This window comes from Mycobacterium sp. IDUB_36, from assembly GCF_055419225.1.
This window is the reverse complement of the sequence record NZ_JBVAXH010000002.1, coordinates 321,978-346,895: the sequence shown is the minus strand read 5'-3', so window position 1 is coordinate 346,895 and position 24,918 is coordinate 321,978. Positions and strand designations below refer to the sequence as shown.

Here is a 24,918-nt window from a genome sequence, read left to right as displayed (position 1 = left end):
CTAGCGGCCGAAACCCGGTCGGCGGCGGCGCAGGTAGCGCTCGAACTCGGCGGCCAGCGCGTCGCCGTCGATCTTGTTCAGCGCCTCGCTCATGTCGACCTCGGCGTCGCCGCGCTGCTCCAACGACTGCACGTACTCCGCGATCTCGTCGTCGTCGGTGGTCATCTCGGTGACCGCCAGCTCCCACTCCTCGGCCTCCGCAGGCAGGTCGGCCAGCGGCACCTCGATGTCGAGTACCTCCTCGACGCGGCGCAACAACGCGACGGTCGCCTTCGGGTTGGGCGGCTGCGACACGTAGTGCGGCACCGCGGCCCAGAACGTGACCGCCGGAATCCCGGCCATCACGCAGGCGTCCTGAAACACCCCGGCGATGCCGGTCGGCCCCTCGTACCGGGTCTCCTGCAGGCCGAAACGTTGCGCCGACTCGGGGGAGTAGGCCGCCCCGGAGACCGGTACCGGCCGGGTGTGGGGCGTGTCGGCGAGCAGCGCACCCAGGATCACCACCGTGTCGACGTTCAGCTTGTCGGCGACGGCCAGCAGCTCGGCGCAGAAAGTGCGCCACCGCATGTTCGGCTCGACGCCGTGCATCAGCACGATGTCGCGATCGGCGCCGGGCGGGCGGCAGTGCGAAATCCGCATCGACGGCCACACGAGCTCGCGCGTGACACCGTCGACCTGCCGGATCACCGGGCGATTCACCTGGTAGTCGTAGTAGGCCTCGTCGTCGATCTCGACGATCGGGTCCGCCTCCCAGATGGCGTCCAGGTGCTCGAGGGCGTCGCTGGCCGCGTCGCCGGCGTCATTCCAGCCCTCGAACGCAGCCACCACAATCGTGTTGTGCAGTTCGGGGAACGAGGCGCTGACGTCGGGCGAGCTCACGCAATCAGCGTACGACGTGATCACGGTCGCGGCGCGCAGAGCAGCGGCCGTTTCGCGCAGTCCGGTTATGCTTGCCACGACGAATCCGCCGGACACGCAATGGCCCATGACGTTCACTTTCCCGAGACGAAATATGTTCGGCGGCAATCTCGTTAAATCTGAAAATTGCGACATTGCCGACAAGATCCGTGAGCTGGTGCTCAGCGGCACCACGATCGACGAGCGGGTCGGGTCGAGCTGGGCGTCCAGACGTCGGATGACGACGTAGACTTTTCTGGTCGAGAGGCGTTGCAACGGTTCTCCGGCCCCGCCGGTATCCGCCACGCTCGGCAGAGTCAAGGACGCCTTCCGTTACGGAAGGACTGCATGTGAGCGCCCCTGAGCCGAATGGTTTCGAGCCCAACATCCGCCCCGACTGCACCGACGAACTGACGACTGCGCTGCGCCAGCGGATCATGGTGATCGACGGCGCGATGGGCACGGCGATCCAGCGCGACCGGCCCGACGAGGCCGGCTATCGCGGCGACCGGTTCACGGAGTGGCCGACCGCCCTGCAGGGCAACAACGACCTGCTCACCCTCACGCAGCCGCAGATCATCGAGGGGATCCACCGGGAGTACCTCGAGGCGGGCGCGGACATCCTGGAGACCAACACGTTCAATGCGAACGCGGTCTCCCTCGCCGACTACGACATGGTGGATTTGGCGTACGAGCTGAACTACGCCGGCGCCGCGCTGGCGCGCCAGGCTGCCGACGAGTTCAGCACCCCGGAGAAGCCCCGCTACGTCGCCGGCGCACTCGGGCCGACGACGCGGACCGCGTCGATCTCGCCGGACGTCAACGATCCCGGCGCCCGCAATGTCTCCTACGACCAGCTCGTCGCCGCCTACCTCGAAGCGGCCAACGGCCTGGTCGACGGCGGCGCCGACCTCGTCATCATCGAGACGATCTTCGATTCGCTGAACTCCAAGGCGGCGGTGTTCGCCGTCGAGACGCTGTTCGAGGAGCGCGGTCGCCGCTGGCCGGTGATCATCTCGGGCACCATCACCGACGCTTCCGGGCGGACACTGTCCGGTCAGGTCACCGAAGCCTTCTGGAACGCGATCAGGCATGCGAAGCCGATCGCAGTCGGCCTCAACTGCGCCCTGGGCGCGCCGGAGATGAGGCCCTACATCGCCGAGGTGGCCCGGATCGCGGACACCTTCGTCTCCTGCTACCCGAATGCCGGGCTGCCCAACGCTTTCGGCGAATACGACGAGTCCCCGGAGCGGCAGGCCAGCTACATCGCCGAGTTCGCCGAGGCCGGACTGGTCAACCTGGTCGGTGGCTGCTGCGGCACGGCGCCGCCGCACATCGCGGAGATCGCCAAGGTCGTCGAGGGCAAGGCACCGCGCGATGTGCCGGAGATCGGGGTGGCCACCCGGCTCTCGGGGCTGGAGCCGCTCAACATCAACGACGAATCGCTGTTCGTGAACATCGGTGAGCGCACCAACATCACCGGATCCGCCCGGTTCCGCAACCTGATCAAGGCCGAGGACTACGACTCCGCGCTGTCGGTCGCCCTGCAGCAAGTCGAGGTCGGTGCGCAGGTCATCGACATCAACATGGACGAGGGCATGATCGACGGCATCGCCGCGATGGACCGGTTCACCAAACTGATCGCCGCCGAGCCCGACATCAGCCGCGTCCCGGTGATGATCGACTCCTCCAAGTGGGATGTCATCGAGGCGGGCCTGAAGAACGTCCAGGGCAAACCGATCGTCAACTCGATCTCCATGAAAGAGGGCGAGGAGAAGTTCGTCCGCGAAGCGCGGCTGTGCCGCAAATACGGCGCCGCCGTCGTCGTGATGGCCTTCGACGAGCAGGGTCAGGCCGACAACCTGGAGCGCCGCAAGGAGATCTGCGGGCGCGCCTACCGGATCCTGACCGAAGAGGTCGGCTTCCCGGCCGAGGACATCATCTTCGACCCGAACTGCTTCGCGCTGGCGACCGGTATCGAGGAACACGCCACCTACGGGATCGATTTCATCGAGGCCTGCGCCTGGATCAAGGAAAACCTTCCCGGCGTGCACATCTCCGGCGGTATCTCGAACGTGTCCTTCTCGTTCCGGGGCAACAACCCGGTCCGCGAGGCGATCCACGCGGTGTTCCTGTTCCACGCGATCAAGGCCGGCCTGGACATGGGCATCGTCAACGCCGGCGCGCTGGTGCCCTACGACTCGATCGACCCCGAACTGCGCGACCGGATCGAGGACGTCGTGCTCAACCGACGCGAGGACGCGGCCGAACGGCTGCTGGAGATCGCTGAGCGGTTCAACAGCTCGGAGAAGGCCGAGGACCCGGTGGCGGCCGAATGGCGCAGCCTCCCGGTCCGCGAGCGGATCACGCACGCCCTGGTCAAGGGCATCGACGCCAACGTCAACGAGGACACCGAGGAATTGCGGGCCGAGATCGCCGCGGCCGGTGGTCGCCCGATCGAGGTGATCGAAGGTCCGCTGATGGACGGCATGAACGTCGTCGGTGACCTCTTCGGTGCGGGCAAGATGTTCCTGCCCCAGGTCGTGAAGTCGGCCCGGGTGATGAAGAAGGCGGTGGCCTACTTGCTGCCGTACATCGAAAAGGAGAAGGAAGAGTCCGGGGCCGCCGCGAGCAAGGACACCAACGGCACCATCATCATGGCGACGGTGAAGGGCGACGTCCACGACATCGGCAAGAACATCGTCGGAGTTGTGCTGCAGTGCAACAACTACGAAGTGATCGACCTCGGCGTCATGGTGCCCGCCCAGAAGATCCTGGACGCGGCCAGGGAGCACAACGCCGACATCATCGGGTTGTCCGGCCTGATCACCCCGTCGCTGGACGAGATGGTCAACTTCGCCGTCGAGATGGAACGCGAGGGGCTGGAGATCCCACTGCTGATCGGCGGCGCGACCACCTCACGCGCCCACACGGCGGTGAAGGTGTCGCCGCGTCGCAGCGGTCCGGTGGTCTGGGTCAAAGACGCTTCCCGCTCGGTGCCGGTCGCCGCTGCGCTGCTCGACGACAAGCAGCGTCCAGCCCTGCTGGAGGCCACCGAAACCGACTACGCCGCCCTGCGTGAACGGCACGCCCAGAAGAGTGAGCGGCCGATGCTGACGCTGGAGAAGGCCCGCGCGAATCGGACGCCGATCGAGTGGGACGGCTACACGCCGCCGGTGCCGGCCCAGGGTCTCGGCGTGCGGGAGTTTCTCGACTACGACATCGCCGAGCTCCGCGAGTACATCGACTGGCAGCCGTTCTTCAACGCCTGGGAGATGAAGGGCAGGTTCCCCGACATCCTCAACAACCCGGTGTCGGGCGAGACGGCCCGCAAGCTCTACGACGACGCCCAGGAGATGCTGGACACCCTGATCAAGGAGAAATGGCTGACCGCCAACGGCGTGATCGGTTTCTTCCCGGCGAACGCGATCGGCGACGACATCCAGCTGTACACCGACGACACCCGTACCGAGGTGCTGACGACCTTGTACAACCTGCGCCAGCAGGGTGAGCACCGGGCCGGCATCCCGCACCGGTCACTCGGCGACTACATCGCGCCCAAGGACACCGGCCTGGCCGACTACGTCGGTGCGTTCGCCGTCACCACGGGACTCGGCAGCCACGACAAGATCGTCGAGTTCAAGGCAGCCAACGACGACTACAACGGGATCCTGCTGGAGTCGCTCGCCGACCGGCTGGCGGAGGCCTTCGCCGAACGGATGCATCAACGGGTTCGCAAGGAGTTCTGGGGATTTCAGCCCGATGAGCACCTGGACAACGAGGCGCTCATCGGTGAGAAGTACCGGGGAATCCGCCCCGCCCCGGGCTATCCGGCCTGCCCGGAGCACACCGAGAAGGCGACCCTCTGGAAGCTGATGGACGTCCAGGAGCGGACCGGCATCGAGTTGACCGAGTCGATGGCGATGTGGCCCGGCGCCGCCGTCAGCGGCTGGTACTTCTCCCACCCGCAGTCGCAGTATTTCGTGGTCGGCCGGATGGCCCAGGACCAGGTCGCCGACTACGCCAAGCGCAAGGGCTGGACCCTGCAGGAAGCCGAGCGCTGGCTGGGCCCCAACCTCGGCTACAACCCGGAGGACTGAGCCGAACTTGGTTGAGTTCGCACACCCGCAGCCGCCGTCGCACGAGGATCTGCCGGTCGACCCGCGCGCCGCGCGCCGCGCGTTCTTGTCCGCCGTTCGATTCGCCTCGGTGGCGGCTATCGGGGGCCTGCTCTTCGGTTTCGACATCTCGGTGACCAACCGCGCGGTCAAGGCGCTGCAGGCCACCTTCCAGATCGGCAACGGGCTACTGGGTTTCGCGACCGCGTCAGGTGTGCTGGGTGCCGCCATCGGCGCGGTGTGGGCCGGCCGGCTCGGTGACCGCCTGGGCCGCCTGTCGATCATGAAGCTGTCCGCGGCTTCGTTTTTCGTGTGTGGACTCGGTACCGCGCTGGCGCCAAGCATCTGGATGTTCATCGTTTTCCACCTGATCGGCGGTATCGGCATCGGCTTCTCGTCGGTCGCGGCGCCCGCCTACATCGCCGAGGTGTCACCGCCACGCTTCCGCGGCCGGCTCGGCTCCTTGCAACAGCTCGCCATTGTCTGCGGTCTGTTCGGCGCGGTCGCGCTGACCTGGGTGCCGTTTCATATCGCGGGTGGGGCGAGTAAGCCGCTCTGGCTGGGTCTGGCGGCGTGGCGCTGGACCTTTCTCTGCGAGTTGCTCCTGGCGCTGCTCTACTTCGTGCTGCTGTTCACCATTCCCGAATCGCCGCGCTATCTGGTTGCCAAGCAACGTCTTTCGCAGGCCACCCAGGTGCTAACAACGTTGCTGGGTGAACGCGACGCCCAGCACACCGTCGCCCGGATCGCCGACACGCTCGAGCGGGAGAAGCCGCAGTCGTGGCGCGATCTGCGCGCACCGGGCGGTGGCCTGTACGGCATCGTCTGGGTCGGGCTGGGGCTGGCCGTCTTTCAGCAGTTCGTCGGCATCAACGTGATCTTCAACTACTCCGATTTGCTCTGGGAGGCGGTGGGATTCGGCGAGAAGTCGTCGTTCACCATCGGTCTGGTGACCACCGGGGTGAACGTGCTGATCACGCTGGTGGCGATCGCGCTGATCGACCGGCTCGGTCGCCGACCGCTGCTGCTGGCCGGATCGGCGGGAATGTCGCTGATGCTCGTCACCATGACGGTGGTGTTCGCGGGCGCGTCGGTCCACAACGGTCGCCCTGAACTCGACGGGCCATCCGGGATCGTCGCGCTGGTGGCGGCCGATCTGTTCGTGGTCTCCTTCGCGGTCTCCTGGGGGCCGGTCCTGTGGGTGCTGCTGGGTGAGATGTTCCCTAATCGCATTCGCTCGGCCGCGCTGGGTTTGGCCTCCGGCGTCCAGTGGATGGCCAACTGGACCATCGCGGTGTCGTTTCCGGCGCTGCGGCACGCGCTGCCGGTGGCCTACGCCATCTACACGTTGTGCGCCGTGCTGTCGTTTGTTTTCGTCTGGCGATGGGTGCGGGAGACCAACGGGGTGTCGCTGGAAGACATGCCCGACGAGGTGTCTCCGGCCGCCGGCTCATCCGCGACGGACTGAAACCGCCGTGACTTCGACCAGCTACGCATGACAGAATCCCTGGCCGTGAAGACCTTCGAGGATTTGTTCGCCGAACTCGGCGAACGCGCCCGCACCCGTCCGCCCGGCAGCGGCACCGTCGCCGCGCTGGACAGCGGTGTGCACACCCTGGGCAAGAAGATCCTCGAAGAGGCCGGCGAGGTGTGGCTGGCCGCCGAGCACGAGTCCGATGAGGCGCTGGCCGAAGAGATCAGCCAGTTGCTGTACTGGGCGCAGGTGCTGATGATCGCCCGCGGCCTCACCCTCGACGACGTTTACCGGAAACTCTGATGACCTCGAACCGCGACGGCTCGGACAACCTGCGCGTCGCCGTCCCCAACAAGGGTGCGCTCAGCGAGACGGCCGTCGAGATCCTCTCCGAGGCCGGTTACCGGCGTCGCACCGATCCCAAAGACCTCACCGTCATCGACCCGCACAACAACGTCGAGTTCTTTTTCCTGCGGCCCAAAGACATCGCCATCTATGTCGGCTCCGGTGAACTCGACTTCGGTATCACCGGACGGGATTTGGCGCGTGAGTCCCGTGCGCCCGTCCACGAGCGGCTCGCGCTGGGCTTCGGCTCCTCCACTTTCCGCTACGCCGCTCCGGCCGGACGGGACTGGACCATCGACGACCTGGCAGGACGGCGCATCGCCACCGCCTACCCGAACATCGTCCGAGAAGACTTGGCGGCCCGCGGTATTGAGGCGACAGTCATCCGGCTCGACGGCGCGGTCGAGATCTCGGTGCAGCTCGGAGTCGCAGACGCGATCGCCGACGTGGTGGGCTCCGGGCGCACGCTGAACCTGCACAACCTGGTCGCGTTCGGCGAAACGCTGTGTGACTCACAAGCAGTCCTGATCGAGCAGATCGATCCGCGCGCCGCCGAGCGCCCGGATGCCGCCGCCCGCGATCAGCTGGTGGCGCGAGTGCAGGGCGTGGTGTTCGGGCAGCAGTATCTGATGCTCGACTACGACTGTCCGCGTTCGGTTCTCGACGACGCGACCCTGATCACGCCGGGTTTGGAGTCGCCCACCATCTCTCCGCTGGCCGACCCCGACTGGGCGGCGGTACGCGCGCTGGTGCCGCGCCGCGGCGTCAACGCGATCATGGACCAGTTGGCGGCCATCGGCGCCAAAGCGATCCTGGCATCGAACGTCCGCTTCTTCCGATTCTGATTCGCCCGCCTCCCTCAGGCGGCCGGGCTGTGTTAGCGTCCGGCTACAGCAGCGGTTGTTTGCCTGACCCTGAGGAGGGGTAGCAATGTCGCACATGACGCACTTTTATGTTCTGCTTCTTGCTCTCGGAATCGGCGTGATCGCCGGTTTGCGAACCTTCACCGCTCCGACTGTGGTCGCGTGGGCCGCGGTGTTGCACTGGATCAACCTGAACGGCACGTGGGCATCCTGGGTGGGCAACACCATCACCGCCGTCGTGTTCACCGTGCTGGCGGTCGGTGAGCTCTATCTCGACCAGCAGCCCAAGACGCCGCCCCGCACCGCACCGCCGGCATTCATCGGACGACTCATCTCCGGCGGGTTCGCCGGTGCGGTCATCGGGACTGCCTGGGGAGTCACCTGGGGTGCGCTCGGTGCCGGTGTGGTCGGTGCGGTCCTGGGCACCCTCGGCGGCTACCAGGCACGCGCCCGGCTGGCGACGTCCTTCGGTCGCGACCTGCCGGCCGCCCTGATCGAAGACGTTGTCGCGGTCGGCGGTGGATTCGCGCTCGCCGCTCTCACTGCCGCTCTGTGACACAGCGTTTCGACGCGATCATCGTGGGGGCCGGTCAGGCCGGGCCCCCGTTGGCCGGACGGTTGACCGCTGCCGGCCAGACCGTTGCGGTGGTGGAGCGCAAACTCTTCGGCGGCACCTGCGTCAACACCGGTTGCATCCCGACCAAGACGCTGGTGGCCAGTGCGCACGCAGCGCATCTGGCCCGGCGCGGCGCGGATTTCGGCGTCAGCACCGGCCCGGTCAGTGTCGACATGTCAAAAGTCAAGGCGCGCAAGGACAGTATTGTCTCCGACGACCGTGCGGGCATCGAGGACTGGCTCGACGGCATGGACGGCTGCACCGTGTTTCGCGGCCACGCGCAGTTTGTCGACCCGCACACCGTGCAGGTCGGTGACGACACGCTGCAGGCCGACCGGATTTTCCTCAATGTCGGTGGTCGCGCGGTGGTGCCCGACATTCCCGGGCTGGCCGACGTCGACTACCTCACCAATGTCTCGATTCTCGAACTCGACACGGTGCCCGAACATCTCGTCGTGGTCGGCGGTAGCTACATCGCGCTCGAATTCGCGCAGATGTACCGCCGCTTCGGCGCCCGGGTGACGGTGGTCGAAAAAGGCCCACGCCTGGCGTCGCGCGAAGATCACGACATCTCGGACGCCATCCGGTCGATCCTGGAGAACGAAGGCATCGACATCATCGTCGAAGCCGGTGACATCCGAATCTCTGCGCGCGACAACGGCTTCGAACTGACAACTCAAGCCGGTCACGCGCCCGTCGAGGGCAGTCACCTGTTGCTCGCGGTGGGCCGCCGCCCCAACACCGACGACCTCGGCCTCGAGCACGCCGGGGTCGACACCGACGACCGCGGCAACATCGTCGTCGACGATCAGCTGCAGACCAGCGTCGAGCACATCTGGGCGCTGGGCGACTGCAACGGCAAAGGTGCGTTCACGCACACCTCGTACAACGATTTCGAGATCGTCGCCGCCAACCTTCTCGACGACGACCCGCGCCGGGTGAGCGACCGGATCACGACGTACGCGCTCTACATCGACCCGCCGCTGGGCCGCGCGGGGATGACCGTCGAACAGGTGCGTGCGTCCGGTCGCCCCGCACTGGTCGGTCAGCGACCGATGACCCGCGTCGGACGAGCGGTGGAAAAGGGTGAGACGCAAGGCTTTATGAAGGTCATAGTGGACGCCGAGACGGAGCAGATCCTCGGTGCGGCCATCCTGGGGGTCGGTGGCGACGAAGTCATCCACGGCATCCTCGACATCATGTCGGCCAAGGCGCCCTACACCACGCTGGCCCGCACCATGCACATCCACCCGACCGTCAGCGAGCTGATTCCCACCATGCTGCAGGACATGTCGCCACTGAAGTAGCGACCGGCTCAGGCGGCCGGTTCGGCCGTGTGCTGCAAGACCGTGTCGGCGTTGCCTTCGTCCGGAACATCCGGCCAGCCCGGGTACGGCGGCGGCGTACCGCCGAAGACCGGACAGTGCGAGTGATGCGCGCACCAGTCGCACAACCGCGACGGACGCGGCCTGAAATCGCCTGTGGCGCCTGCAGATTGAATGGCATGCCACATGGCCATCAATGTCTTTTCGAAGCGGATGAGCTCGGCCTCGTCGGGGGAGTAGTCCAACAGCTGCCCATCGGACAGGTAGATCAGTCGCAGCCGGGTGGGCGGCACTCCCCGCGAGCGCAACAACGCGACCGCATAGAACTTCATCTGGAACATGGCCTTGAACTCGGCCAGCGCCCGCGCCTCGGGCGGGGCCTTCCCGGTCTTGTAATCCACCACCCGCAACTCGCCGGTGGGCGCGACGTCGATGCGGTCGATGATCCCGCGCAGCAGCGTCCCGTCGGCGAGTTCGACCTCGATTCGCTGCTCGCAGCTCTGCGGGTCGAAGCGGGTCGGGTCTTCCAGACGGTAGTAACCGGACAGCAGCTTGCGCGCCTCGTCGAGCAGGTGCGTCTGCTGCGCGGCATCCAGCTGTTCGGTCAGCTCGGGTTCGGCCGAGATCACCTGTTCCCAGGCCGGGCCGACCAGCGCGTCGGCGGTCTGCGGGCCGCGTTCGGCTGCCGGCAGGCCGTAGAGCTGTTCCAGTGCCGCGTGCACCACCGACCCGCGGACCTGAGCGGTGGACGAAGGTTCGGGGAGTCGGTCGATGGCGCGGAAGCGATAGAGCAGCGGACACTGCTTGAAGTCGGCCGCCCGCGATGGTGACAGGGCCGGCCGCCTCCTGGCGGGTGTGCCGGACGGGTCGCTCATATTCCGCAGCCTAGAAGGAGGGTCGGACAACCCCGCGCACCTTCGGCGGCGCGTCTGCTGGCAGGCTTGTCCGCTGTGTCTGCAACCGGCCCGTTCGTCAGCGGCGATCGCGTGCAGCTCACCGACGCCAAGGGCCGGCACTACACGATGGTGCTCAGCGCGGGCGGGGAGTTCCACACCCACCGCGGCGCGATCGCCCACGACACGGTGATCGGGCAGCCGGAAGGCAGCGTGGTCAAATCCGCCAACGGCGACCAATTCCTGGTGCTGCGACCGCTACTGGTGGACTACGTGTTGTCGATGCCGCGCGGCGCGCAGGTGGTCTACCCGAAGGACGCCGCGCAGATCGTGCACGAAGGAGACATCTTCCCGGGTGCTCGCGTGTTGGAGGCCGGCGCCGGGTCCGGAGCCCTGAGCTGTTCGCTGCTGCGCGCGGTCGGACCGGAGGGACGGGTCATCTCCTACGACGTGCGGGCCGACCATGCCGAGCACGCGCGTCGCAACGTGGAGACCTTCTTCGGCCACCTTCCGCAGAACTGGCAGCTGGTGGTCGCCGACGTCGTCGACGCCGATCTGGCCGACGGCTCGATCGACCGAGTGGTGCTGGACATGCTCGCGCCGTGGGACGTACTGGACCGCATTTCGCGGGCGCTGGTCGCCGGCGGTGTTCTGATGGTCTACGTGGCGACGGTGACTCAGTTGTCCAAGGTGGTGGAGGCGCTGCGCGCTCAGCAGTGCTGGACCGAGCCGCGCGCGTGGGAGACGATGCAGCGCGGCTGGAACGTCGTTGGTCTGGCGGTGCGCCCGCAGCACAATATGCGCGGGCACACGGCTTTTCTGGTGTTCACCCGCAAGCTGGCTCCGGGCGCGGTCCCGCCGACGCCGCTGAACCGAAAGCAGCGTCCGACCCAGCCGTCGTCGCCGGCATGATCGACGACTAGTCATCGCTGCGGCGCAGATCTCTTCGCGCCGAGAGCAATTCGAGTTCCGGGCGTCCGGCGACCAAGCGTTCGGCAGCATCGAGCACCTCGACCACGTGCGCGCGATCGGCGGCGGTCATCGCGACACCGATCCCGGCCCGCCGGTGCAGGTCCTGCGATCCCGTCTCGGCGGCCGAGACGTTGAACTTCCTTCGCAGCTCGGCGATTACGGGCCGAACCAGCGACCTCTTCTGCTTCAGCGAATGCACGTCACCGAGCAGCAGGTCGAACTCGAGCCAGCCGATCCACACGCGAAGTCAGCGACCCGGTGGGGTCGGGGGTTCGGTGGCATCGGAACGAAAGGCCAGCAGGACGTCGGCGGTTCGCGCCGAGAGCTGCCAACCCGCTTGAATCGGCTTGAATTCCATCGGGAAGCCGAAGTGGGGACCGCGTGCGTTGGTCGAACTGATGTCGACGTTGGCCACCACGTCGGCAGGGTCGCGGTCAGACCAATTGACATCGCGCACATCGAATTTCACCGGCGCGTACCCACCGTTGATCAACGCGTTGGCGAACTGGTCGAAGACGCCGGCGCTCTCCGGGGTGGACCCCTCGACCAAACTCAACTTCTGCTGGCCCGGAACCGCGGCGTCGGCCAGCCGGTACAGCACCCCCGCGAGCGCGTCGGGAGCCGGTAGGGGGGCGGCTTGCGGGGCCGCCGCGCTCAGCGCCGCCGATGTGGTGGACGGCGCCGCCGACGGCGGCGGCGGCGCGGCATCGTCGTCGTCGTTCGAACACCCCGGAAGACCGAGCACCGCCACAATCGCGGCGGTGCTCAGGACAGCGGTCAGGCGATGGCGCATTCAGCGGCCGTCAGTGCCCTGACGAACGCACGGCCGAGATGAGCGTGTTCGCCGAGTCGTGCGACAGCTTCCAGCCGCCCTGATTGACGAACCGCAGGTACTCGGGGGTCGGCTTGAGCCGCGGCCCCGATGCGGTGATGGTGGCCGTCGCGGCACCGGGTCCGGAGGGCACGATGTTGGTGATGTCGAACGTCAACGGCAAGCTGCCCTTGGACGCGGCCTTCTGCAGCTCGTGGTCGGCAATACCGATCGGAACCGGGATGCCGCCCTCGATGAGGTCGCCCTTGCTGGCGAACGACACGCTCGGGTCCTGCAACGTGTTGAGAACGGTCGCCAATTGGGCGGCGGTGGGCACGTCGACGGTGGCGGGCAGCGGCGGGTCCAGCGGCAGCGGCGCACCGACGGCGGCGGGTTGGACGCCCGGTGCCGCGGAGGCCACCGATGCAATACAGGTCACACCCGCGGCGGCCGCACTGATGGCGGCGAACGCCGCCATGCCTGTGGCTAGGGATTTCATGGTCACGAGCGTCCTCTCGGTAAAGCTGGCTAAACAAGATGTTAACGCTGTTGCCTGTGTGCCCCATTTCGAGTTCCCGCATGATTCGGAAATCGCCGGTAGCGTTGAGGTATCCACCGCACGACCGTCTCGGGGCGGGAAAGGGGCGCAACATGGGTGAATTTGAGCGCGAACCGTTCGGCAGCCCACGCGAGCCGGACCTGTCCAGTGAGGACGCCGCCGAGCTGGAAGAGCTTCGACGCGAAGCCGCCGTCCTGCGCGAGCAGCTGGACACCGCTGCGGGATCGCACGGCGCCGCGCGCAGTCCACGTGACATTCACCAGCTAGAGGCGCGGATCGACTCGCTGGCGTCGCGTAACTCCAAACTGATGGAGACGCTCAAAGAAGCTCGCCAGCAGCTGCTGGCGCTGCGCGAGGAGGTCGACCGGCTGGGGCAGCCGCCCAGCGGTTACGGCGTGCTGTTGGCCACCTTCGAGGACGACACCCTCGACGTGTTCACCTCCGGACGCAAGATGCGCCTGACGTGCTCGCCCAACATCGACGTGAGTTCGTTGCGCAAAGGCCAGACGGTTCGCCTCAACGAGGCTTTAACTGTCGTCGAGGCGGGCACCTACGAATCGGTCGGCGAGATCTCGTCGCTGCGTGAGGTATTGGCCGACGGTCACCGCGCGCTCGTGGTCGGCCACGCCGACGAGGAGCGCATCGTGTGGCTCGCCGAGCCGCTGGTGGCGCCGGATCTGCCCGAGGGCGTGTACGACTCGAGCGACGACGACCTGCGTCCCCGCAAGCTGCGTCCCGGTGACTCGCTGTTGGTGGACACCAAGGCCGGCTACGCCTTCGAGCGCATCCCCAAGGCCGAGGTCGAGGACCTGGTGCTCGAAGAGGTCCCCGACGTCACCTACAACGACATCGGTGGCCTCGGCCGCCAGATCGAGCAGATCCGCGACGCGGTCGAGCTGCCGTTCCTGCACAAAGACCTCTACCGCGAGTACGCGCTGCGGCCACCCAAGGGTGTGCTGCTCTATGGCCCGCCCGGGTGCGGAAAGACCTTGATCGCCAAGGCCGTCGCCAACTCGCTGGCCAAGAAGATGGCCGAGGTCCGCGGCGACGATGCGCGCGAAGCCAAGTCGTACTTCCTCAACATCAAGGGTCCCGAGCTGCTCAACAAGTTCGTCGGTGAGACCGAGCGGCACATCCGGCTGATCTTCCAGCGGGCCCGTGAAAAGGCATCCGAGGGCACGCCGGTGATCGTGTTCTTCGACGAGATGGACTCGATCTTCCGCACCCGTGGCACCGGGGTTTCCTCCGACGTCGAGACCACGGTCGTCCCGCAGCTGTTGAGCGAGATCGACGGTGTCGAAGGCTTGGAGAACGTCATCGTGATCGGCGCCTCCAACCGCGAGGACATGATCGACCCCGCCATCCTGCGACCCGGTCGTCTGGACGTGAAGATCAAGATCGAGCGCCCGGACGCCGAATCGGCTCAGGACATCTTCTCGAAGTACCTGACCGACGCGCTGCCGGTCAACGCCGACGATCTCGCCGAATTCTCCGGCGACCGTTCGTTGTGCATCAAGGCGATGATCGAGAAGGTCGTCGACCGGATGTACGCCGAGATCGACGACAACCGGTTCCTCGAAGTCACCTACGCCAACGGCGACAAAGAGGTGATGTACTTCAAGGACTTCAACTCCGGCGCGATGATCCAGAACGTCGTCGACCGCGCGAAGAAGAACGCCATCAAGGCGGTGCTGGAAAGCGGCCAGCGCGGTCTGCGGATCCAGCACCTGCTGGACTCGATCGTCGACGAGTTCGCCGAGAACGAGGACCTGCCCAACACCACCAACCCCGATGACTGGGCGCGGATTTCGGGCAAGAAGGGCGAGCGGATCGTCTACATCCGGACCTTGGTCACCGGCAAGAGCTCGAGCGCCTCACGGGCGATCGACACCGAGTCCAACCTCGGCCAGTACCTGTAGCCACAGGCCGGCGACCAGAGCCAGACTCAGCCGGCCAGCAGCGAATAGCTGTTGGTCAGGTCGTCCTGCAGCACCTGCGCGGCGTGCGTCGTGGTGTCGATGCGCAGCGGGCTGGTGAGCGTCCGGGTCTGATAGGTCCACCCGTCCGGCAACTCGAGTCGGCTGCCGAGCCCCGGCAGATCTGCTCTGGACAGGTTCGGGTCGACGATCTGGCTCCACGTCTGCATCACCCAGCGGCGCATCGCCGGATCGTGCAGCTCGTAGACCTCTTCGCCGGTGTCGAACGTCGAGACGCTGTGTCGGTGCACCTGATTGGCGGTATACGGCGCCGGGTGCAGGCCCGGCAGCAGTGTTTGGGACTGCAGCGCCATGTCGATCCCGCCGAAGTTCTTCACGATCTTCATGCCCTGGGCCGGGCGCTCGATCTCGTTCATCAGCCAGTACCGCGGGCCGTCGAGTAAGGCTGTGGCAGCACCGTTTTCGGTTGCGACGGCTTTCGCGTCGAGCGCCGACCACAATTCGGCGGGCAGGTCGTTGAGACCGAAGCTGCTGTAGACCGCGGCCTGCGGTCCCACCTCGCCCGGCGTCACCAGAAGGACTTCGCCGTAGCGCTTTCCGGACAGGCCGGTGAGGGGTTCGGCAGACACCAGGGTGAAGGTAACGACTTCCGTCACCTGCGTCAATGGCCGGTCAGCCGAGTTCACCTGCCCGCAATGCGGCCGGCTGTGACCCGGCAATCGCCTTCTCGCAGCACCTCCGTCGCTCCGTCTCACCCCACTTCGGCAGCGCCCGCGGCGCGGCGCTTCGGCCACCGCGCCTAAGCTCGAGGGATGCAACGAATTATCGGTACGGAGGTCGAATACGGTATTTCGTCGCCGTCGGACCCGACCGCCAACCCGATCCTGACTTCGACGCAGGCAGTACTGGCCTACGCCGCCGCCGCCGGGATCCAGCGGGCCAAGCGCACCCGCTGGGACTACGAGGTGGAATCCCCGTTGCGGGATGCCCGCGGCTTCGACCTGAGCCGCTCGGCGGGCCCGCCGCCGGTGGTGGACGCCGACGAGGTCGGGGCCGCCAACATGATCCTGACCAACGGGGCGAGGCTCTACGTCGACCACGCGCACCCGGAGTACTCCGCGCCCGAGTGCACCGACCCCCTGGACGCGGTGATCTGGGACAAGGCCGGCGAGCGGGTGATGGAGGCCGCCGCCCGCCACGTCGCGAGCGTTCCCGGCGCGGCCAAGCTGCAGCTGTACAAGAACAACGTCGACGGCAAGGGTGCGTCTTACGGCTCGCACGAGAACTACCTGATGAGCCGTCAGACTCCGTTCTCGTCGGTCATCGCCGGGCTGACCCCGTTCCTGGTGTCGCGCCAGGTGGTCACCGGCTCCGGCCGGGTCGGCATCGGGCCGTCCGGCGACGAGCCCGGCTTCCAGCTCTCGCAGCGCTCCGACTACATCGAGGTCGAGGTCGGGCTCGAGACCACGCTGAAGCGGGGGATCATCAACACCCGCGACGAGCCGCACGCCGACGCCGACCGCTATCGGCGGCTGCACGTCATCATCGGCGACGCGAATCTCTCCGAGACGTCGACCTACCTGAAGCTGGGCACCACCGCGCTGGTGCTCGACCTGATCGAGGACGGGCCGGCACAGGGAATTGATCTCAGCGATCTGGCGCTGGCCCGGCCGGTGCACGCCGTGCACGCGGTCAGTCGCGACCCGGCACTGCGCGCGACCGTTGCACTGGCCGACGGCCGTGAATTGACGGCCCTTGCGCTGCAACGGATTTACCTCGACCGGGTGGCGAAACTGGTGGACAGCCGCGACCCCGACCCGCGCGCGATCAAGGTGGTGGAAACCTGGGCGCACGTGCTGGATCTGCTCGAGCGCGATCCCATGGAATGCGCCGAGCTGCTGGATTGGCCGGCCAAGCTGCGGCTGCTCGAGGGCTTCCGACACCGCGAGAACCTGGGCTGGTCGGCGCCGCGACTCCACCTCGTCGACCTGCAGTACTCCGACGTTCGGCTCGACAAGGGCCTCTACAACCGGCTGGTGGCCCGCGGGTCGATGAAGCGTCTGGTCACCGAGCAGCAGGTGATCGACGCGGTCGACAACCCGCCGACCGATACCCGTGCCTACTTCCGCGGCGAATGCCTGCGGCGCTTCGGTGCCGACATCGCCGCGGCCAGCTGGGACTCGGTGATTTTCGATCTCGGTGGTGACTCGTTGGTGCGCATCCCCACGCTGGAGCCGTTGCGCGGTAGCAAAGCGCACGTCGGGGCGCTCCTGGACTCGGTGGACAGCGCCGTGGAGTTGGTCGAACAGCTCACCAACTGAGGCGTCGGCCGCGCCCGGACATGAGCGTTCAAGCCAGGGCATAACCGGCGTCGACCGGTAGGGTGGAGAAACGACGGACGTGTCTCACGTCCGATGACGATGCAGGAGGCAGTAATGGCCCAAGAGCAGACCAAGCGCGGTGGTGGCGGCGGCGATGACGACGACCCCACCTCCAGCACGGCCGCGGGCCAGGAGCGTCGCGAGAAGCTGACCGAGGAGACCGACGACCTGCTCGATGAAATCGACGATGTTCTGGAAGAGAACGCCGAAGACTTCGTCCGCGCATACGTCCAAAAGGGCGGACAGTGACCTGGCCTGACCGCGATCGCCTGGCCACCCACTCTGTCCTTCCCGGAACCGCCTCTGGCGGACTTTCCTCTTTCTCTGATTATTTGCGCCGCGAGGCGCCGGAGCTGCTTCCCGTCAGCGCCGGCGGCGGCGACGCGATCACGCCGAGTTCGGCACTGCCGCACGGCACCACGATCGTCGCGCTGAAGTATCCGGGCGGCGTACTGCTGGCCGGCGACCGACGTTCCACCCAGGGCAACATGATCGCCGGGCGCGACGTGCAGAAGGTTTACATCACCGACGACTACACCGCGACCGGGATCGCCGGGACCGCGGCCATCGCGGTCGAGTTCGCCCGTCTCTACGCCGTCGAACTCGAGCACTACGAGAAGCTCGAAGGTGTCCCGCTGACGTTCGCGGGCAAGGTGAACCGGCTCGCAATCATGGTGCGCGGCAACCTCCCTGCGGCGATGCAGGGTCTGGTGGCGCTTCCGCTGCTCGTCGGTTTCGACATCGACGATCCCGATCCGACGAAGGCCGGTCGCATCGTCTCGTTCGACGCCGCGGGCGGCTGGAACCTCGAGGAAGAGGGCTATCAATCGGTGGGCTCCGGCTCGATCTTTGCCAAGTCGTCGGTCAAGAAGCTGTATTCGCAAGTGACGGACGCGGATTCGGCACTGCGGGTGGCGGTGGAAGCGCTGTACGACGCTGCCGACGACGACTCGGCCACCGGCGGCCCGGACCTGGTGCGTGGGATCTTCCCGACCGCCGTCACCATCGGCGCCGACGGCGCGATCCACGTGGCCGAGCCGCGCATCGCCGAGCTGGCCCGGGAGGTCGTTCAAAGACGTTCCCGGGCAGACACTTTCGGACCCGACGCCGATCGTGCGGGAAGTGACTCATGAGTTTTCCGTATTTCATCTCGCCTGAGCAGGCGATGCGTGAGCGCAGTGAGCTCGCGCGCAAAGGCATCGGCCGCGGCCGCAGCGTGGTGGCCCTGGCCTACTCCGGCGGGGTGCTGTTCGTCGCGGAGAACCCGTCGCGCTCGCTACAGAAGATCAGCGAGCTCTACGACCGGGTCGGCTTCGCCGCGGTAGGAAAGTTCAACGAGTTCGAGAACCTGCGACGCGGCGGTATCCAATTCGCCGACACCCGCGGCTACGCCTATGACCGCCGCGACGTCACCGGCCGGCAGCTGGCCAACGTCTACGCGCAGACGCTGGGCACCATCTTCACCGAGCAGGCCAAGCCGTACGAGGTCGAGTTGTGTGTCGCCGAAGTGGCTCACCACGGCGAGACCAAAGCGCCTGAGCTGTACCGGATCACCTACGACGGGTCGATCAACGACGAGCCGCACTACGTGGTGATGGGCGGGACGACCGAGCCGATCAGCACCGCGTTGAAGGACACCTTCGCCGAGAACGCCAACTTGGCCGATGCGGTGCACATCGCGGTCAACGCGCTCGAGGTGGGTCGCGCCGAGGGCCCCAACAACGACCAGCCGCCGTTGGGGGTGTCGAACCTCGAGGTCGCGATCCTCGACGCCAACCGGCCGCGGCGGGCGTTCCGTCGTATCGCCGGCGCCGCGCTGGAGCATCTGCTGCCCGAACGCACGGTCGCTGAGTCGGCGGACGACTCAGCGGAGAAATCGTCGACTTAGGCGACATCCGGTGCTGATCGGATTACTGCTCGCGCTGGGCTGCTCGGTCTGTTACGGCACCGCGACTGTGCTGCAAGCCGCAGCGACCCGTTCGGTCGATACCGGCGACAGCAATTCCGGAGTCAATGCCGCGTTGGTGCTGCGGGCCCTTCAGCAGTGGCGGTACCTGGTGGGAATCGCCCTGGACGGCGTGGGCTTCCTGCTGCAGGTCGCCGCGCTTCGTCTGGTTCCGATCTACGTCGTCGCCGCCGCGATCGCCGCGTCGCTGGCGGTCACGGCGATCGTGGCCGCCTGGGTGCTGTCCACCCGGTTGTCGGCGATGGAGTGGGCCGCCGTCGCCGTGGTGTGCGCCAGCCTGGCGATGCTGGGCATCGCCGCGGGGCCCGAGGGCACCGGGCACGGCCCGCCCGGGCTGGGTTGGGCGCTGCTGGTGATCGTCGCCGTCGTGTTCGTCGCCGGTGCGGCGGCGGGCCGGCTGAGTGACCGAACCCGCGCGCTGGTGCTGGGATTCGGGGCCGGCGCCGGATTCGGGGTCGACGAGATCGCGGTGCGGCTGATCGATTCGATCGACCTGACCGAAGCCTCATTCTGGACCAATCCGGCCGTCTACGCATTGATCGCCGGCGGGGCGGCCGGGTTCATGTTGCTGACGTCCGCGCTGAGCCGCGGATCGGTGACCACGGCGGTTGCCGGAATGGTGATCGGTGAAACGGTCGGCCCCGCGCTGGTCGGCGTGTTCTGGCTGGGCGACCAGACCCGTCCCGGCCTGGGCTGGATGGTCGAGGTCGGATTCGTCGTCGCCGTCATCGCGGCGCTGGCCCTGAGCCGGTTCGGGGAGGCGCCCGAGCCTTCCGAGGCGTGAACTATTTCGACGGCAACCGGTTTCGCACCGCCGTCGATCCGGCGACCGCACCGGGGACGTGGTTGATGCGGCAGCTTGCCGACCCATCGGCGGGGGTTGCGCACGGGTTGCGCGTTCAGCAAGTACGCTCGAATTGTGCAGCGGCGAATCATGGGCATCGAAACCGAATTCGGTGTCACCTGCACATTCCACGGCCACCGTCGGCTATCGCCCGACGAAGTAGCCCGCTACCTGTTTCGACGGGTGGTCTCCTGGGGGCGCAGCTCCAACGTTTTCCTGCGTAACGGCGCCCGGTTGTACCTGGATGTCGGCAGCCATCCGGAGTACGCGACCGCCGAATGCGACAGCCTGATCCAGCTCGTCACCCACGACCGCGCCGGCGAGCGCGTGCTCGAGGACCTGCTGATCGACGCCGAGCAGCGGCTGGCCGACGAAGGCATCGGCGGCGACATCTACCTGTTCAAGAACAACACCGACTCGGCCGGCAACTCCTACGGCTGTCACGAGAACTACCTGATCGTGCGGGCCGGCGAATTTTCGCGGATTTCCGATGTGCTGCTGCCTTTCCTGGTCACCCGGCAGCTGATCTGCGGGGCTGGAAAGGTGTTGCAGACACCCAAGGCCGCCACCTTCTGCCTGTCGCAGCGCGCGGAGCACATCTGGGAGGGCGTCTCCTCGGCCACCACGCGCAGCCGGCCGATCATCAACACCCGCGACGAGCCGCATGCGGACGCGGAGAAGTACCGGCGGCTGCACGTCATCGTCGGCGACTCCAACATGTGCGAGTCGACCACGATGCTCAAGGTGGGCACCGCCGCGCTGGTGCTGGAGATGATCGAAGCCGGCGTGGCGTTCCGCGACTTCTCGCTGGACAACCCGATCCGCGCCATCCGCGAGGTCAGCCACGATTCGACGGGACGGCGCCCGGTCCGGCTGGCCGGCGGGCGTCAGGCCAGCGCACTGGACATCCAGCGGGAGTACTACTCGCGGGCCGTCGAGCACCTGCAGACCCGCGAGCCCAACGCGCAGATCGAGCAGGTCGTCGACCTGTGGGGTCGCCAGCTCGACGCGGTGGAGAGCCAGGATTTCGCGAAGGTCGACACCGAAATCGACTGGGTGATCAAGCGAAAGCTGTTCCAGCGCTACCAGGATCGCTACGACATGGAGCTGTCCGACCCTAAGATCGCCCAACTCGACCTGGCGTACCACGACATCAAGCGCGGCCGCGGTGTCTTCGACCTGCTGCAACGCAAGGGCTTGGCCGCCCGGATCACGACCGACGAAGAGATCGACGCCGCGGTCGACCAGCCGCCGCAGACCACCCGGGCCCGGCTTCGCGGAGAGTTCATCAGCGCCGCGCAGGCGGCCGGGCGCGATTTCACGGTCGACTGGGTGCACCTCAAGCTCAATGACCAAGCCCAGCGCACGGTGCTGTGCAAGGACCCTTTCCGCTCGGTGGACGAGCGGGTCAAGCGCCTGATCGCCAGCATGTAGCTCGACGGCGCCGCCGTCGCGATCGAATCCCGCCCCGGTGGCTACGCCGTTGGCTTGGGCTGCATCTGGCCGTGGTGGATGAGCCCGGTCACCGCGTTGTTCCAGCGCTGGAGTTGGCTCGGCGCACCGAACGGCGCGGGCAGGTGGCGCTCGATGTGCGAGCGCAGGATCATCGGCCCCAAGCGCAGTATCAGTGGATTCAGCGCCCCCCAGACCAGGTCCAGGTCCTGTCGGGCCTGGTCGCGTTCGACGAGCAGATCCCGCTGTGAGGTGCTGATCTTGAGCAGAGCGTCGAAGATCTCGGTGCCGATCGAGTCACCCTCGACGAGCGCGCGACCTATGTAGGCGACGACGTCGTCCTGCTCGGCCATGACCCCGATCAACCTTCGGCCCATTTCGGCCAGCGCGTCCTGGGGTGCGTCGGGCAGCGGTTCGGATTCGAGCGCATCACTGAACACGCGGATGACGTGGTCGTCGACCTCGGCAACGAGCGCCGCTTTGGTGCCGAAGTAGTGCTGCAGCAATCCAATCGACGCGCCGGCGGCCTCGGCGACCGTCCGCAGCGACGTCGCCGCGATGCCCGAGACGGCGAAGCAGCGCAGCGCGGCGGCGCGTATTCGTTCCCTGCTGGACGGCTCGGGCGGAAGGGCAGGGCGAGGCGCGAAGAGCTGCTGCGGGGCTGTGTCGGCGATGAACGCAATTTAGCAGTACGGTGTGACAATACGACCATATTGCTGTTCGGTAGGTTCATACCGTTGCACGTCACGACCCGAAAGGATTTCCGTGCCAGCGATGCTCGACACTTCGCGCACACTGACGTCTCCGCCGTGCCTCGATGACGCCGACCGCTGGCTCGACGGCGGGGACGACCCCGAATTGAAGGCGCTGTGCCGCGCGTGCCCACGGCGTTGGCTCTGCGCCGAGGAAGCGTTGGACACCCCGCACGCCCAGGGCATGTGGTCGGGGGTGCACATTCCCGAATACGGACGCGGTCGCACCTTCGCGATGCGTCAGCTGCGATCCCTCGTCGCTCACGGCAAGCGAGATCTCGGCGAGTGACGCGATCGTCGCGTCGCTGTCCGCAGTGGTCGGCGTCGACGCCGTGCCGATGACGGTGGCGCGTCACCCGTTGCCCTAACCTGTTACGAGTGGCGGTTTCCAAAGTCGAGCGGTTGATGAATCTCGTCATCGCACTGCTGTCCACCCGCAGCTTCATCACCGCGGAGAAAATCCGGTCCAGTGTCGCCGGATACGCGGACAGCACCAGCGACGAGGCATTCTCGCGGATGTTCGAGCGCGACAAGAACGAGCTCCGCGATCTGGGCATCCCCCTGGAAACCGGCCGGGTGTCGTCCTACGACCCGGTGGAGGGCTACCGGATCAACCGCGATGCCTATGCGCTGCCCGCTGTCGGGCTGACCGGTGACGAGGCGGCCGCGGTCGCGGTGGCCACCCAGCTGTGGGAGTCACCCGAGTTGATCACCGCGACGCAGGGCGCGCTGCTCAAGCTGCGCGCGGCCGGCGTCGACGTCGACCCGGACGCCCCGATCGCCATCGCATCGCCGGCGGGGGGAGTCGGGCTGCGCGGATCCGAGGACGTGCTGAACGCGCTGCTCGCCGCGGTGACGGCACGCCAGGCCGTGCAGTTCCAGCACCGGCCGTCGCGCAGTGAGCCGTACACCACGCGGACCGTCGAGCCGTGGGGAGTGATCACCGAGAAGGGCCGCTGGTATCTCGTCGGCCATGACCGCGACCGCGACGCCACCCGGACGTTCCGGCTGTCCCGTATCGGCGCCGAGGTCACTCTCACCGGTCCGGCCGGGGCGGTCTCCCGGCCCCAGAACACCGACCTGCGCGAGATCGTCGCCAAGGCCGTCGGCGACGCGCCCACCGGAGTCCGGGCCCAGGTCTGGGTGGCCGACGGGCGGGCCACCGCGCTGCGGCGCGCCGGAACTTCGCTGGGTGCCCGGCAGATCGGCGGCCGCGACGGCGAGGTCATCGAAGTCGACATCGGCTCCACCGGACGGCTGACGCGCGACATTGCCGGGTATGCCGCCGACGCGGTGGTGCTGGAACCCGAGTCGCTGCGCGACGACGTGCTGACGCTGTTGCGCGCCCACGCGGGGGAGGAGTGGCGCGGATGACACGCGCCGGCGACGATGCAGAGCGAAGCGATGAGGAGGAGTGGCGCAGATGACCCCCGTCTCGACGCGGCTGGTCCGGCTGCTGAACATGGTCCCGTATTTCCAGGCGAATCCGCGGGTCACCCGCGCACAGGCCGCCTCTGAGCTGGGCGTTTCGGTCAAGCAGTTGGGTGAGGACCTCGACCAGCTGTGGCTGTGCGGGCTGCCCGGCTACGGACCCGGCGACCTGATCGACTTCGAATTCACCGGCGACACCATCGAGGTGACGTTCTCCGCCGGTATCGACACTCCACTGCAGCTGACCTCGCCCGAGGCCACCAGCCTTCTGGTGGCGTTGCGCGCACTCGCCGACATCCCCGGCGTGCTGGATCCCGAAGCGGCGCGGAGCGCCATCGCCAAGATCGAGACCGCCGCGGGCGCTGCCGGGCACGGCAACGACGTCTCCGCGGTCGACGAACCGGCGCCGGTCGAGAGTGCGGCGTCGGCAGCCGTGCGGGCAGCGGTCCGCGACAACCGGGCGCTGAGCATCGACTACTACGCCGCCTCGCACGACACGTTGGCCACCCGGCTCGTCGACCCGATCCGGATCGTGCTGGTCGGCGACCAGAGCTACCTGGAGGCGTGGTCGCGCGAATCCGAGGGTGTGCGGCTGTTCCGGTTCGACCGCATCGTCGACGCCTCGGTGCTCGACGAGCCTTCTGCGCCACCGGAACCCGCGATCCAGGCGCCGCCGGACACCTCCCTGTTCGACGCGGACCCGGCGCTGCCGTCGGCAACCCTGCGGCTGTCACCCGCGGCGTCGTGGATGTTCGAGTACTACCCGATGCGGCTGTTGCAGGAACTGCCCGAGGGCTACTGCGAAGCCGCCATGACGTATGCCTCCGAAGACTGGATGGCCCGCCAGGTTCTGGGGATGGGGTCCGCCGTGCAGGTGCTGGGTCCGGATTCGCTGGCCGCCCGGGTGGCCGGGAATGCCGAGGCCGCGCTCGAGGCTTACCAGGCCGCGGCGCGGTCCAGCTGATGAACCCCATGCTGCGGTAGCATCGTGAAGACATCTGGAGGTAAACAAAAGTGAATGCTCTGACTCCGGGTCACCTGGCAATCATCGCGGTCCTGGTGGTCGTTTTGTTCGGTGCCAAGCGGCTGCCCGACGCCGCGCGCTCATTGGGCAAGTCGCTGCGGATTTTCAAGTCCGAAGTCCGCGAGCTGCAGAGCGACCACAAGCCCGACGCGTCCGCCACCCAAGCCGCTCCGGCACAGCCGGTGCATTCCGAGCGGGTGGAGCCGCCGGCGGCTGACGGTCGCTCGGCCTAGCCCGGCCCCGCCGCCACGGCGCCCG

At 67.2% G+C, this 24,918-nt stretch carries 26 protein-coding genes; 19 read left to right on the top strand and 7 right to left on the bottom strand.

Going from position 1 to position 24,918, the window contains the following annotated elements:
• Window positions 1-879 (bottom strand): PAC2 family protein, encoded by an 879-nt coding sequence (locus ACZYW1_RS19980; protein WP_463788206.1) that lies wholly within the window; start codon window positions 877-879, stop codon window positions 1-3.
• A 16-nt stretch (window positions 880-895) separates the two neighbouring features.
• Between ACZYW1_RS19980 and ACZYW1_RS19975 the strand changes: the two genes are divergently transcribed.
• From ACZYW1_RS19975 to ACZYW1_RS19945, 7 genes are all read left to right on the top strand, one after another.
• Window positions 896-1,147, top strand: a complete 252-nt coding sequence (locus tag ACZYW1_RS19975; protein ID WP_463788205.1) for a hypothetical protein — start codon at window positions 896-898, stop codon at window positions 1,145-1,147.
• Between the two features lie 187 nt (window positions 1,148-1,334).
• Complete coding sequence (gene metH / locus ACZYW1_RS19970; protein WP_463788809.1) at window positions 1,335-4,997, top strand: methionine synthase; 3,663 nt, start codon at window positions 1,335-1,337, stop codon at window positions 4,995-4,997.
• 49 nt (window positions 4,998-5,046) lie between these two features.
• Window positions 5,047-6,483 carry a sugar porter family MFS transporter gene (locus tag ACZYW1_RS19965; protein ID WP_463788808.1) on the top strand — a complete coding sequence of 479 codons (1,437 nt, stop codon included), beginning with the start codon at window positions 5,047-5,049 and terminating at the stop codon, window positions 6,481-6,483.
• A gap of 27 nt (window positions 6,484-6,510) precedes the next feature.
• Window positions 6,511-6,792, top strand: a complete 282-nt coding sequence (locus tag ACZYW1_RS19960) for a phosphoribosyl-ATP diphosphatase (protein ID WP_292975873.1) — start codon at window positions 6,511-6,513, stop codon at window positions 6,790-6,792.
• Complete coding sequence (gene hisG / locus ACZYW1_RS19955; protein ID WP_463788204.1) at window positions 6,792-7,679, top strand: ATP phosphoribosyltransferase; 888 nt, start codon at window positions 6,792-6,794, stop codon at window positions 7,677-7,679. Before ACZYW1_RS19960 ends, hisG begins: the two co-directional genes overlap by 1 nt.
• 94 nt (window positions 7,680-7,773) lie before the next feature.
• Window positions 7,774-8,253: a DUF4126 domain-containing protein gene (locus ACZYW1_RS19950; protein WP_463788203.1), complete on the top strand. Its 480-nt coding sequence runs from the start codon at window positions 7,774-7,776 to the stop codon at window positions 8,251-8,253.
• A complete protein-coding gene (locus ACZYW1_RS19945; protein ID WP_463788202.1) occupies window positions 8,250-9,620 on the top strand; it encodes an FAD-containing oxidoreductase in 1,371 nt (456 codons plus the stop codon). Before ACZYW1_RS19950 ends, ACZYW1_RS19945 begins: the two co-directional genes overlap by 4 nt.
• A gap of 8 nt (window positions 9,621-9,628) precedes the next feature.
• Here ACZYW1_RS19945 and ACZYW1_RS19940 read toward each other — a convergent pair whose 3' ends face one another.
• Entirely contained in the window at window positions 9,629-10,513 is an 885-nt protein-coding gene (locus ACZYW1_RS19940) for a RecB family exonuclease (RefSeq protein ID WP_463788201.1), read from the bottom strand.
• A 75-nt stretch (window positions 10,514-10,588) separates the two neighbouring features.
• Here ACZYW1_RS19940 and ACZYW1_RS19935 point away from each other — a divergent pair, with 75 nt between their 5' ends.
• A complete protein-coding gene (locus ACZYW1_RS19935; RefSeq protein ID WP_463788200.1) occupies window positions 10,589-11,443 on the top strand; it encodes a tRNA (adenine-N1)-methyltransferase in 855 nt (284 codons plus the stop codon).
• Between the two features lie 7 nt (window positions 11,444-11,450).
• Here the strand turns inward: ACZYW1_RS19935 and ACZYW1_RS19930 are convergent, their stop codons facing one another.
• Genes ACZYW1_RS19930 through ACZYW1_RS19920 form a run of 3 tightly spaced genes read right to left on the bottom strand, consistent with a single transcriptional unit; the run spans window position 11,451 to window position 12,813 of the window.
• On the bottom strand, window positions 11,451-11,744 hold the full coding sequence (locus ACZYW1_RS19930; protein ID WP_463788199.1) for a DUF503 domain-containing protein: 294 nt from the start codon (window positions 11,742-11,744) through the stop codon (window positions 11,451-11,453).
• A 6-nt stretch (window positions 11,745-11,750) separates the two neighbouring features.
• Complete coding sequence (gene lppK, locus ACZYW1_RS19925; protein WP_463788198.1) at window positions 11,751-12,296, bottom strand: lipoprotein LppK; 546 nt, start codon at window positions 12,294-12,296, stop codon at window positions 11,751-11,753.
• A 10-nt stretch (window positions 12,297-12,306) separates the two neighbouring features.
• Window positions 12,307-12,813 carry an MTB12 family secreted protein gene (locus ACZYW1_RS19920; RefSeq protein ID WP_463788197.1) on the bottom strand — a complete coding sequence of 169 codons (507 nt, stop codon included), beginning with the start codon at window positions 12,811-12,813 and terminating at the stop codon, window positions 12,307-12,309.
• Window positions 12,814-12,965: 152 nt separating this feature from the next.
• On the opposite strand from ACZYW1_RS19920, the gene arc reads away from it, so the two are divergent.
• Complete coding sequence (gene arc / locus ACZYW1_RS19915) at window positions 12,966-14,792, top strand: proteasome ATPase (protein WP_463788196.1); 1,827 nt, start codon at window positions 12,966-12,968, stop codon at window positions 14,790-14,792.
• Between the two features lie 26 nt (window positions 14,793-14,818).
• On the opposite strand, the gene ACZYW1_RS19910 is transcribed toward arc, so the two are convergent.
• Complete coding sequence (locus ACZYW1_RS19910; protein WP_463788807.1) at window positions 14,819-15,442, bottom strand: hypothetical protein; 624 nt, start codon at window positions 15,440-15,442, stop codon at window positions 14,819-14,821.
• Window positions 15,443-15,622: 180 nt separating this feature from the next.
• Here ACZYW1_RS19910 and dop point away from each other — a divergent pair, with 180 nt between their 5' ends.
• From dop to pafA, 6 genes are all read left to right on the top strand, one after another.
• A complete protein-coding gene (gene dop / locus ACZYW1_RS19905; protein ID WP_463788195.1) occupies window positions 15,623-17,131 on the top strand; it encodes a pup deamidase/depupylase in 1,509 nt (502 codons plus the stop codon).
• Between the two features lie 114 nt (window positions 17,132-17,245).
• Window positions 17,246-17,440, top strand: coding sequence for a ubiquitin-like protein Pup (locus ACZYW1_RS19900; protein WP_292975848.1), 195 nt, complete (start codon window positions 17,246-17,248; stop codon window positions 17,438-17,440).
• On the top strand, window positions 17,437-18,324 hold the full coding sequence (gene prcB, locus ACZYW1_RS19895) for a proteasome subunit beta (protein ID WP_463788194.1): 888 nt from the start codon (window positions 17,437-17,439) through the stop codon (window positions 18,322-18,324). Before ACZYW1_RS19900 ends, prcB begins: the two co-directional genes overlap by 4 nt.
• Window positions 18,321-19,079: a proteasome subunit alpha gene (gene prcA / locus ACZYW1_RS19890; RefSeq protein WP_463788193.1), complete on the top strand. Its 759-nt coding sequence runs from the start codon at window positions 18,321-18,323 to the stop codon at window positions 19,077-19,079. Before prcB ends, prcA begins: the two co-directional genes overlap by 4 nt.
• A 10-nt stretch (window positions 19,080-19,089) precedes the next feature.
• Window positions 19,090-19,941 carry a DMT family transporter gene (locus ACZYW1_RS19885; protein WP_463788192.1) on the top strand — a complete coding sequence of 284 codons (852 nt, stop codon included), beginning with the start codon at window positions 19,090-19,092 and terminating at the stop codon, window positions 19,939-19,941.
• A gap of 135 nt (window positions 19,942-20,076) precedes the next feature.
• The gene (pafA, locus tag ACZYW1_RS19880; RefSeq protein WP_463788191.1) at window positions 20,077-21,435 is read left to right on the top strand and encodes a Pup--protein ligase; all 1,359 of its coding nucleotides are present in this window, start codon (window positions 20,077-20,079) and stop codon (window positions 21,433-21,435) included.
• A 41-nt stretch (window positions 21,436-21,476) separates the two neighbouring features.
• On the opposite strand, the gene ACZYW1_RS19875 is transcribed toward pafA, so the two are convergent.
• The gene (locus ACZYW1_RS19875) at window positions 21,477-22,052 is read right to left on the bottom strand and encodes a TetR/AcrR family transcriptional regulator (protein ID WP_463788806.1); all 576 of its coding nucleotides are present in this window, start codon (window positions 22,050-22,052) and stop codon (window positions 21,477-21,479) included.
• A gap of 175 nt (window positions 22,053-22,227) precedes the next feature.
• On the opposite strand from ACZYW1_RS19875, the gene ACZYW1_RS19870 reads away from it, so the two are divergent.
• From ACZYW1_RS19870 to tatA, 4 genes are all read left to right on the top strand, one after another.
• On the top strand, window positions 22,228-22,494 hold the full coding sequence (locus tag ACZYW1_RS19870) for a WhiB family transcriptional regulator (protein WP_463788190.1): 267 nt from the start codon (window positions 22,228-22,230) through the stop codon (window positions 22,492-22,494).
• Between the two features lie 89 nt (window positions 22,495-22,583).
• Window positions 22,584-23,579 (top strand): helix-turn-helix transcriptional regulator, encoded by a 996-nt coding sequence (locus ACZYW1_RS19865; protein ID WP_463788189.1) that lies wholly within the window; start codon window positions 22,584-22,586, stop codon window positions 23,577-23,579.
• A 49-nt stretch (window positions 23,580-23,628) separates the two neighbouring features.
• Window positions 23,629-24,600 (top strand): helix-turn-helix transcriptional regulator, encoded by a 972-nt coding sequence (locus ACZYW1_RS19860; RefSeq protein WP_463788188.1) that lies wholly within the window; start codon window positions 23,629-23,631, stop codon window positions 24,598-24,600.
• A gap of 50 nt (window positions 24,601-24,650) precedes the next feature.
• Complete coding sequence (gene tatA / locus ACZYW1_RS19855; RefSeq protein WP_292975832.1) at window positions 24,651-24,893, top strand: Sec-independent protein translocase subunit TatA; 243 nt, start codon at window positions 24,651-24,653, stop codon at window positions 24,891-24,893.
• The last annotated feature ends 25 nt before the right edge of the window (window positions 24,894-24,918 follow it).

Bases quoted from the DNA above. Each gene is read 5' to 3' on its own strand.
- metH (WP_463788809.1), top strand. From the start codon at position 1,335: ATGGTGATCGACGGCGCGATGGGCACGGCGATCCAGCGCGACCGGCCC.
- ACZYW1_RS19960 (WP_292975873.1), top strand. From the start codon at position 6,511: ATGACAGAATCCCTGGCCGTGAAGACCTTCGAGGATTTGTTCGCCGAA.
- hisG (WP_463788204.1), top strand. From the start codon at position 6,792: ATGACCTCGAACCGCGACGGCTCGGACAACCTGCGCGTCGCCGTCCCC.
- ACZYW1_RS19950 (WP_463788203.1), top strand. From the start codon at position 7,774: ATGACGCACTTTTATGTTCTGCTTCTTGCTCTCGGAATCGGCGTGATC.
- ACZYW1_RS19940 (WP_463788201.1), bottom strand. From the start codon at position 10,513: ATGAGCGACCCGTCCGGCACACCCGCCAGGAGGCGGCCGGCCCTGTCA.
- lppK (WP_463788198.1), bottom strand. From the start codon at position 12,296: ATGCGCCATCGCCTGACCGCTGTCCTGAGCACCGCCGCGATTGTGGCG.
- ACZYW1_RS19920 (WP_463788197.1), bottom strand. From the start codon at position 12,813: ATGAAATCCCTAGCCACAGGCATGGCGGCGTTCGCCGCCATCAGTGCG.
- arc (WP_463788196.1), top strand. From the start codon at position 12,966: ATGGGTGAATTTGAGCGCGAACCGTTCGGCAGCCCACGCGAGCCGGAC.
- dop (WP_463788195.1), top strand. From the start codon at position 15,623: ATGCAACGAATTATCGGTACGGAGGTCGAATACGGTATTTCGTCGCCG.
- ACZYW1_RS19900 (WP_292975848.1), top strand. From the start codon at position 17,246: ATGGCCCAAGAGCAGACCAAGCGCGGTGGTGGCGGCGGCGATGACGAC.
- prcA (WP_463788193.1), top strand. From the start codon at position 18,321: ATGAGTTTTCCGTATTTCATCTCGCCTGAGCAGGCGATGCGTGAGCGC.
- ACZYW1_RS19870 (WP_463788190.1), top strand. From the start codon at position 22,228: ATGCTCGACACTTCGCGCACACTGACGTCTCCGCCGTGCCTCGATGAC.
- ACZYW1_RS19860 (WP_463788188.1), top strand. From the start codon at position 23,629: ATGACCCCCGTCTCGACGCGGCTGGTCCGGCTGCTGAACATGGTCCCG.